Below are 7,702 nucleotides of genomic sequence, written 5' to 3' on the forward strand. Positions count from 1 at the left end.
GCGGCATCGACGGCCTTGACGCCCACCACCCGGCCGTCCTTCTCAATGAAGGACTGCGCGCGCGTCTCAAGCATGAGCTTCCCCCCCATGCCGAGGAACTTGTCCTTCATAAGATGGAGGAAGTTCACCGAACGTCCCTCGACGCCGAGCTGCCGGTTCGCGGAATGGTCCGGGTACTGCGTGGCGGCCGGGCCGTACGGGATCTTCATGTCGTAGATGAGCCAGTCGACGACTCCGCCCACCTTCTCGGTCACCATCTTCACTAGCACCGGGTCGTTCTTGTTCTTGCCGACGCGGAAGATGTCCTTGTAGGCGAGCTCGGGCGAGTCCTTCGTCTCCTTCATCACCTCGCGCTGGTAGCGCGAGCCCGTGGCGATCAGCGTGCCGGCGTTGAGGACCGTCGCGCCGCCGATGGTGGGCATCTTCTCGATGAGGATCACGCTCTTGCCGAGCGTCTCGGCCTTCACGGCCGCGGAGATGCCCGCGCCGCCCGCACCCACGACGACGATGTCGGCGGACTCCTTGATCACCTTCTTGGCGGTCTTCTTCGGCACGACCGCAGCGGTGAAGGCGGCGGGATCGCCGCCCGCGGCCTTGATCGCGGAGGCGACGGCGGCCTTGATGCCGTTCGTCGTCATCGTGGCGCCCGTCACGGCGTCGATGCCGGTGCTCTGCGCGGCGACGATCTCGCCGGGAGCGCGCGCGAACGCGGCGTCCGAAATCCCGGGCGTTTCGCCGTGCTTCACGACCTTGACGGCCGTGATCTTCCCGTTCGCGGTAGTCATCTCAACCGTGATGGTGCCGTTGCGGCCCTGGCCTTCGCCCGTCCAGACGCCGTCCTTGAGTTGGGCGGCCGAGGCGGCGGAAGCGCCCGTGAGGGCGGCGACGACGGCGGCGGCGAGGCAAAGCTTGCGCAGACTCATGATGCTTCTCCTTTCCAGAAAGCTTCCCGGAAGGCACGCCTTGAAGGGCGGCTTCCGAATGAAGAAGACGGCCGGAGCCCCCCTTTCGGTCAAGGGCGGAGGTACGTCTTTTGGCGGAGGAAAGTGTAGGTCGGCGATTCCGCGTGGCCGAGAAAAGAGAGAGGTGCCTTTTGACGGCGGTCAGGTTTCAGCGGCGTGAAGCGTTTTCCGGGCAGACGGTGGGATCGCCCCGCGGCCCAGGCGGATGCGCGAAAAACCTCCTATATGGAGACGGAGGCGGAGTTATTACAATTCTGTGACGCCCGGCCGCGGACTGAGCCGCGCCGGATCCATTCATCCATACTAAGGAGAAGCAGCCATGGGCTTCGCGAAACTTCCCGTCCTCCTTGCAGGTCTCTGCCTCGTCGCCGGCGCCGTGAACGCCGAAGAGTTGAACGCCTATTCGATCATGCCGGAAAAGTATGCGTCCAAGATCTTCGCGGAATTCACGAAGGACACGGGCATCAAGGTGAACTTCCTGCGCTTCTCCTCGGGCGAGGCTCTCGCGCGCCTCACGGCTGAAAAGAGGAACCCGCAGGTGGACGTGATGCTGGGCGGCCCGGCCGACACCTATGCTGCGGGCATCAAGGAGGGCATTTTCGAGTCCTATCGTCCGAAGGACTCCGACGCCATCCCGGAAAACCTGCGCGACCCGGGCAACCATTGGACCGGCATCGGGGTGATTCCGCTCTGCTTCCTCACGAACACCAAGTTCCTCGAGAAGAACGGCATGCAGGCGCCTACGAAATGGGCGGACCTCCTTGATCCGCGCTACAAGAACGGCCTGCAGATGGCCGACGCGCGCACGTCGGGCACCGCGACCGAACGCATCTATTCGCTCGTGAAGGTGATGGGCGAGGACGAGGCCTTCAAGTTCCAGAAGCAGCTCAACGCCAACATCCAGATGTACACGAAGAGCGGTGCGGGCGGCGCGATGCCGATCGCGACCGGCCAGTGCGCTTCGGGCATCTTCTACATCGTCGACGCCCTCGACATCGCGCAGCAGGGGTATCCCGTGAAGATCACGTATCCGGAGGACGGCGTGAGCTTCGGCATCGAGGCCACGGGCGTCATCGCGGGCGGCAAGAACAACGAGCAGGCGAAGAAGTTCGTCGACTGGGCCGCTTCGAAGAAGTTCGCCGAATTCATCGTCGCCAACAAGATCAACTACGTTCCGACCCGCACGGACGTGAAGACCGACAATCCGATCCTCGACCTCTCGAAGATCAACGTCGTCACGACCGACGTCGTCTGGAAGGGTGAGAACCGCAAGCGCTTCACGCAGAAGTGGATCAACGAGGTGATCCGCTGAGCCGCTCAGACGGCTTGACCGGAGGGAGGCGTGCGCTCCAGGAGCGGGCCGCGCGCCTCCCGCAGCCCTCCGACCACTCTCCCTTTCTGATCTTCATCTCATGGCACAAGCACACGCGCTCACGCCGCGCGGCGATGCGGCGTCCCGGTTTGCGGTTCTCGTTCTCTGGGTCCTCCTCGCGCTCTTCGTCGTCTACCCGCTCGTGCGGCTTCTCCTGATGGCCTTCACGGCCGACGGAAGCTTCACGCTTGAAAACCTCCGCCCCTTCATCGAGAGCTGGTACGACCGCCAGGCGGCCGTGAACAGCATCCTCCTCGGGTGCTCCGTCGGCCTCGCCGGCACCGTGCTCGGCTTCATCTTCGCCTTTGCGGTGACGCGCCTCAAGCTCCCCAAATGGGTTGCGGCCGCGGTGAGCGCCGTGACGCTTCTGCCGCTCATCTCGCCGCCCTTCACGAGCAGCATCGCGCTCACGCTTTCGCTCGGCCCCAACGGCATCCTGCTCGACTTCTTCGGCCTCGGGAACTTCAACTTCTACGGCTTCTGGGGAACGTTCATCTCCGAGACGCTCACGTTCTTCCCGGTCGCCTTCATGACGCTTTCGACGATTCTCGCGCGCATCGACCCGAATCTCGAGGATGCGGCGTATTCGCTCGGCGCGTCGAGCTTCAAGGTGTTCCGCACGGTGACGCTGCCGCTCGCCGCCCCGGGCATCGCCAATGCGTTCCTTCTCGTCTTCTCCTGCTCGCTCGCGGACTTCGCGACCCCGCAGGTGCTGGGCGGCCACAGCTTCCCCGTCCTCCCGACGCAGGCCTACCTCGTGATCACCGGCATGTACGACTTCAAGGGTGGCGCGGCGCTCTCCTTCATGCTCCTCATCCCGGCGATCATCGTCTATTCGCTGCAGCGCTGGTGGGTCGGGCGTAAGAGCTACGTGACGGTTTCGGGCAAGGCGGGCGGCCGGAGCAGCGTCAAGGGCCCGGGCCCGGTGCTCAGCACCGTCATCCTCGGCACCGTCGCCCTCGTCGTGCTCTTCATCCTCTATCTCTACGCGATCATCCTCTCGGGGTCGCTCGTGCACGTCTGGGGCGTCGACAACACCTTCACGCTCGAGCACTACGACTACGTCTTCACCCACGGCGCCAAGGCGATCAAGGACACGCTCCTCATCGCCTGCATCGGCACGCCTCTGGGCGGGCTTCTCGCCGTGCTCGTGGGCTACGCCGCGGCGCGCCTCAAGGTGCGCGGGAGCCGCATTCTCGAGACCGTCTCGCTCCTCAACTACACGCTTCCCGGCACGGTGGTCGGCATCGCGTACATCATCGCCTTCAACGACTATCCGATCTTCATCACCGGGACGATCTACATCCTGATCGCGGCCTATCTCTTCCGCTACTCTTCCGCGGGCATCCGCAACGTGATCGCGGCGCTCTCGCAGATCGATCCGTCGATCGAGGAGGCGAGCCGGAGCCTCGGCGCCTCGTCGGTGAAGACCTTCACGTCGATCACGATCCCGCTCGTGCTTCCGGCGATCCTCGCGGGCATGCGCTACCTCTTCATTCATTCGATGACGGCGATCAGTGCGACGATCTTCCTCGTCTCCGTGCACTGGACGCTCATCACGACGCGTATTCTCGAATGCATGACGGAGCTGCAGTTCGCGCAGGCCTGCGCCTTCTCGATCGTCCTCATCATCCTCGTCTTCATCGCGTCGGGCGTGATCAATCTGATCGCCCGGCTCATCTGCCGCAACGGCGACGCCATCGGAGTCCATTAAAAAATGTCCATCTCCCTCGAACTTCGCGGCATCTGCCGCACCTACGTGAAGGACAACGAAACGTTCGCTGCGGTCGACGACGTGAACCTCATGGTGAAGCCCGGCGAATTCCTCACCTTCCTCGGGCCCTCGGGCTGCGGGAAGACGACGACCCTGCGCATGGTCGCGGGCTTTGAGACGCCTTCGTCGGGCGCGATCATCGTCGACGGCGCCGACATCACGCACGTCCCGGCCAACAAGCGCGACATGGGCTTTGTCTTCCAGAACTACGCGCTCTTCCCCCACATGACGATCTTCGAGAACGTCGCCTACGGCCTGCGCATCCGCGGCCTCTCGGGCGACGCCCTCGCGCGGAAGGTGAGGGAGGGCCTCGAGATGGTGGGGCTCGCAAAAGCCGAGCATCGCCATCCCAATCAGCTCTCCGGGGGCGAGCAGCAGCGCGTCGCGCTCGCCCGCGTGCTCGTGCTCAGCCCCAAGATCCTCCTCATGGACGAACCGCTCTCGAACCTCGACGCGAAGCTGCGGCTTCACATGCGCACCGAGATCCGCCGCATCCAGCAGGAGCTCGCGGTGACGTGCCTCTACGTCACGCACGACCAGAAGGAGGCGCTCACGATGTCCGACCGCATCATGGTGATGAACCGCGGCCGGATCGAACAGGTGGGCACGCCCATGGAGCTCTACGAGGACCCCGCCACCGCCTTCGTCGCGGACTTCATCGGGCAGGCGAACTTGATCCCGGGCGTGCTCGCCGGGCGGGAGGACGGATTCGCGCGCTTTGAGGTGGGCGGCGTCGCTCTCAGGGCCCGCATGGGTCGGCAGAACCCGCCCGCGGCGGGCGAGAAGGCGCTCCTCGTGGTGCGCCCGGAAAACCTCGGCTTCACGACGGATCCCGCCGGGATCCCGATCCGGATCGTCAACCGTCTCTTTGAAGGCGACCGCATCAACTATGAGGTCGAGATTCCGGGTCTTGAACAGAAGAAGCCTTTCTCGATGTCGGTGCCGTTCCTGCCGGGCACGCGGCTCGTTGAGCCCGGAGCGCTCCTGCGCGCCGCCTTCACGCCCGAAGCGGGCGTCGTGATCCGCGGATGAGATGCGGGCGTCGGAGCGCCTCAAGACGGGGAGCTCCGACGCTTGTGTACAAAACGAGCTCCGTGTACACGCGGGGAAAAGCCGCACGTGAGACATGGGGCGGCTCCGGCACAAGCAAAACGCCGTCCGAAAGGCTGACTTTCGGGACAGCGTTTGGGCGCGGGGCCGCTTCGGACGCAGCTCCCCGAAGCTTCGAGGCCGATTATTTCGCCGGAAGCGCCGCCGCCCAGGGGCCGTCGGCGAAGCCCGCCGCGGCCTCGCGCGCCATCGTCACGAGCCGCATCAATGCGGGGGAGGCGGTTTCAAGCGAGGGGAGCGCGAGCCCGAGCGTCACGCGCTCCTGCGGGCGGAAGGGCCGCAGCACGACGTCGCCCTTGAGGTTGATGCTCTGCAGGCGGTTGTTCACCGAGACGCCGAGCCCGGCGTTCACCATTGCGTAGGCCGAATACGGGTCGTTCGTCTGCAGGTGGATCTTGGGCGCGGTCTTGTGGCGCGCGAAGAAGTCGTCGATGTCCGTGTTGTGGTGCTGCCGCGGGTAGATGAAGGGCTCGCGCGTGATCTGCGAGACGGTGACGGATTCGTTCTCGGTGAGCGGGTGCCCGGGCGGGAGGAGCGCGACGAACTCCGTCTCCATCAACGGGAAGAAGTCCCCGTCGTAGGAGTGCTGCGAGAGGAAGGCGCAGTCGAGCGAACCGTTTCTCAGGCACTCGATGAGCTCCGCGTCCGAACCTTCGACCGTGGAGAGCGAAATCGCCGGATAGGCGTCGGAATAACGCTTCAGGAGGGGCGGGAGCCACGTCGTGGAGATGCTGAAGTACGACCCGATCGTGAGTTCGCCCGTGAGGAGCCCGCGCACGGCCGCGATCTCCTCGTACACGCGCTTCTCCGCGGCCATCAGGTCGCGCAGGCGCGCGATCACGGATTCGGCTCCCTTGGCCGGGACGACGCCCCGCCGGCCGCGCAGAAGCAGCGTCGTCTTGAGCTCCTCCTCGAGGGAGGTGATCTGGCGGTTGAGGCCCGACTGCGTCATGCCGAGCTTGTCCGCAGCGAGTGAGAAGCTGCCGCACTCGATGGCGGTGAGAAGGTACTGGACTTTTTCGAGATTCATCCTGAGCAGCTCCGCAGTGTGTCGAAAGTGACTCTTCATCACTTATTTTGTTACATCAGGTTATTTTACTCACTGATTGAATCGGCATAGACTTTCCGCCCATCAGAATTATCCCGGATTCATTCCCTCACCCAGAGGAACAACCAACATGCTCAACTTTGCCTGCGACTATCTTGATGCCGCTCATCCCAAGGTGCTCGAGGCCCTTTGCGCCAACAACTTCGTGAAGACGGGCTGCTACGACGAGGCCGGGAGCGACTGCTTCTGCAACGCCGCGCGCGACAAGATCCGCGCGGCCTGCGGCGTCCCCGACGCGGAGGTGCGCTTCCTCTCGGGCGGCACGCAGACGAACAAGGTCGTGATCAGCACGATGCTCAAGTCCTGGCAGGGCGTCGTCGCCGCCAAGACGGGCCACATCGCCGTGCATGAGGCCGGCGCGATCGAGGCCTCCGGCCACAAGGTGATCGAGATCGCCGAGCGGCAGGGCAAGATTTCCGCAGAGGACGTGGACGCGGTCTTCGCCGCCTGGGAGGGCGACGGCAACCGCCTGCACATGGTCGAGCCCGGCATGGTCTACATCACGCAGCCCACCGAATACGGCACGCTCTATACGCTCGAGGAGCTCACGGCCCTCTCGGAGGTCTGCCGCCGCCGCGGCGCGCCCCTCTACGTGGACGGCGCGCGGCTCTTCTACGGGCTCGGTTCAAAGACGAACGACGTGACGCTCGGCGACCTCGCGCGCCTCGCGGACGTCTTCTACATCGGCGGCACGAAGTGCGGCACGCTCTTCGGCGAGGCCGTGGTGTTCCCGAAGGCCGGCACGGTGCCGGGGTTCTTCACGCTCATGAAGCAGTACGGCGCGATGCTCGCCAAGAGCAAGGTGCTCGGCATCCAGTTCGACGCGCTCTTCACCGACGACCTCGGGCTCGAGCTCGGCCGTCACGCCGTCCGCGAGGCCGACCGCATCCGCGCGGCCCTGACGGAGAAGGGCTACGACGTGGTCTTCGGGAGCACGACGAACCAGATCTTCGTGCGGCTCACGAATGAAGCGGCCGAACGGCTCGACAAGGTCGTGCTCACGAGCTTCTGGGAGCGGACTGACGCGCAGCACGTCGTGCGGCGCATCGCCACCTCCTGGTCCACCGACCCGAAGGACGTGGACGCGCTGATCGCGGCCCTCTGAGGGCCGTGGCGCATCGCGCGGGCGGAGCGGCGGGGACCCAGTCGGGCGCTCGTCTTCGTCGCTGTCTTCCATTGCATCATTCACTGGAAGGAGCTCCACGCGCTCTCGCGCCGGCAGGAGCAGGCCTGACGGAATCAGGGCGCCCGTGGGCGGCGGACCTTCCCGACGCTTCGGGCGCGCCGCACTTCCTGAGCCGGCTAGAATGCGGGATGCCTTTCGGGGAGGGCCGCCCGTGCGCCGCGTTTGCGCCCGAAGCCGCACTCCGCCGGGG

6 protein-coding genes are annotated in these 7,702 nt (G+C 65.1%); 4 read left to right on the forward strand and 2 right to left on the reverse strand.

The window, feature by feature from the left end; genetic code table 11:
- A partial coding sequence (locus tag ACT6Y9_RS06925) for an FAD-dependent oxidoreductase (protein WP_443743990.1) occupies positions 1-923 on the reverse strand: 923 nt, incomplete at its 3' end.
- A 358-nt stretch (positions 924-1,281) separates the two neighbouring features.
- Here ACT6Y9_RS06925 and ACT6Y9_RS06930 point away from each other — a divergent pair.
- From ACT6Y9_RS06930 to ACT6Y9_RS06940, 3 genes are all read left to right on the forward strand, one after another.
- The gene (locus tag ACT6Y9_RS06930) at positions 1,282-2,274 is read left to right on the forward strand and encodes an ABC transporter substrate-binding protein (protein ID WP_443743991.1); all 993 of its coding nucleotides are present in this window, start codon (positions 1,282-1,284) and stop codon (positions 2,272-2,274) included.
- A 100-nt stretch (positions 2,275-2,374) separates the two neighbouring features.
- Positions 2,375-4,048, forward strand: coding sequence for an ABC transporter permease (locus tag ACT6Y9_RS06935; protein ID WP_443743992.1), 1,674 nt, complete (start codon positions 2,375-2,377; stop codon positions 4,046-4,048).
- 3 nt (positions 4,049-4,051) lie between these two features.
- Positions 4,052-5,140 carry an ABC transporter ATP-binding protein gene (locus tag ACT6Y9_RS06940; protein ID WP_295480591.1) on the forward strand — a complete coding sequence of 363 codons (1,089 nt, stop codon included), beginning with the start codon at positions 4,052-4,054 and terminating at the stop codon, positions 5,138-5,140.
- A gap of 202 nt (positions 5,141-5,342) precedes the next feature.
- Here ACT6Y9_RS06940 and ACT6Y9_RS06945 read toward each other — a convergent pair whose 3' ends face one another.
- Positions 5,343-6,248: a LysR family transcriptional regulator gene (locus ACT6Y9_RS06945; RefSeq protein WP_295480589.1), complete on the reverse strand. Its 906-nt coding sequence runs from the start codon at positions 6,246-6,248 to the stop codon at positions 5,343-5,345.
- Between the two features lie 148 nt (positions 6,249-6,396).
- Here ACT6Y9_RS06945 and ACT6Y9_RS06950 point away from each other — a divergent pair, with 148 nt between their 5' ends.
- Positions 6,397-7,431: a threonine aldolase family protein gene (locus tag ACT6Y9_RS06950; protein ID WP_443743993.1), complete on the forward strand. Its 1,035-nt coding sequence runs from the start codon at positions 6,397-6,399 to the stop codon at positions 7,429-7,431.
- Positions 7,432-7,702 lie beyond the last annotated feature (271 nt).

The sequence above is a fragment of the Sutterella sp. genome, assembly GCF_052272535.1.
Classification (GTDB): Bacteria; Pseudomonadota; Gammaproteobacteria; order Burkholderiales; family Burkholderiaceae_F; genus Sutterella.

Bases quoted from the DNA above. Each gene is read 5' to 3' on its own strand.
- ACT6Y9_RS06930 (WP_443743991.1), top strand. From the start codon at position 1,282: ATGGGCTTCGCGAAACTTCCCGTCCTCCTTGCAGGTCTCTGCCTCGTC.
- ACT6Y9_RS06935 (WP_443743992.1), top strand. From the start codon at position 2,375: ATGGCACAAGCACACGCGCTCACGCCGCGCGGCGATGCGGCGTCCCGG.
- ACT6Y9_RS06940 (WP_295480591.1), top strand. From the start codon at position 4,052: ATGTCCATCTCCCTCGAACTTCGCGGCATCTGCCGCACCTACGTGAAG.
- ACT6Y9_RS06945 (WP_295480589.1), bottom strand. From the start codon at position 6,248: ATGAATCTCGAAAAAGTCCAGTACCTTCTCACCGCCATCGAGTGCGGC.
- ACT6Y9_RS06950 (WP_443743993.1), top strand. From the start codon at position 6,397: ATGCTCAACTTTGCCTGCGACTATCTTGATGCCGCTCATCCCAAGGTG.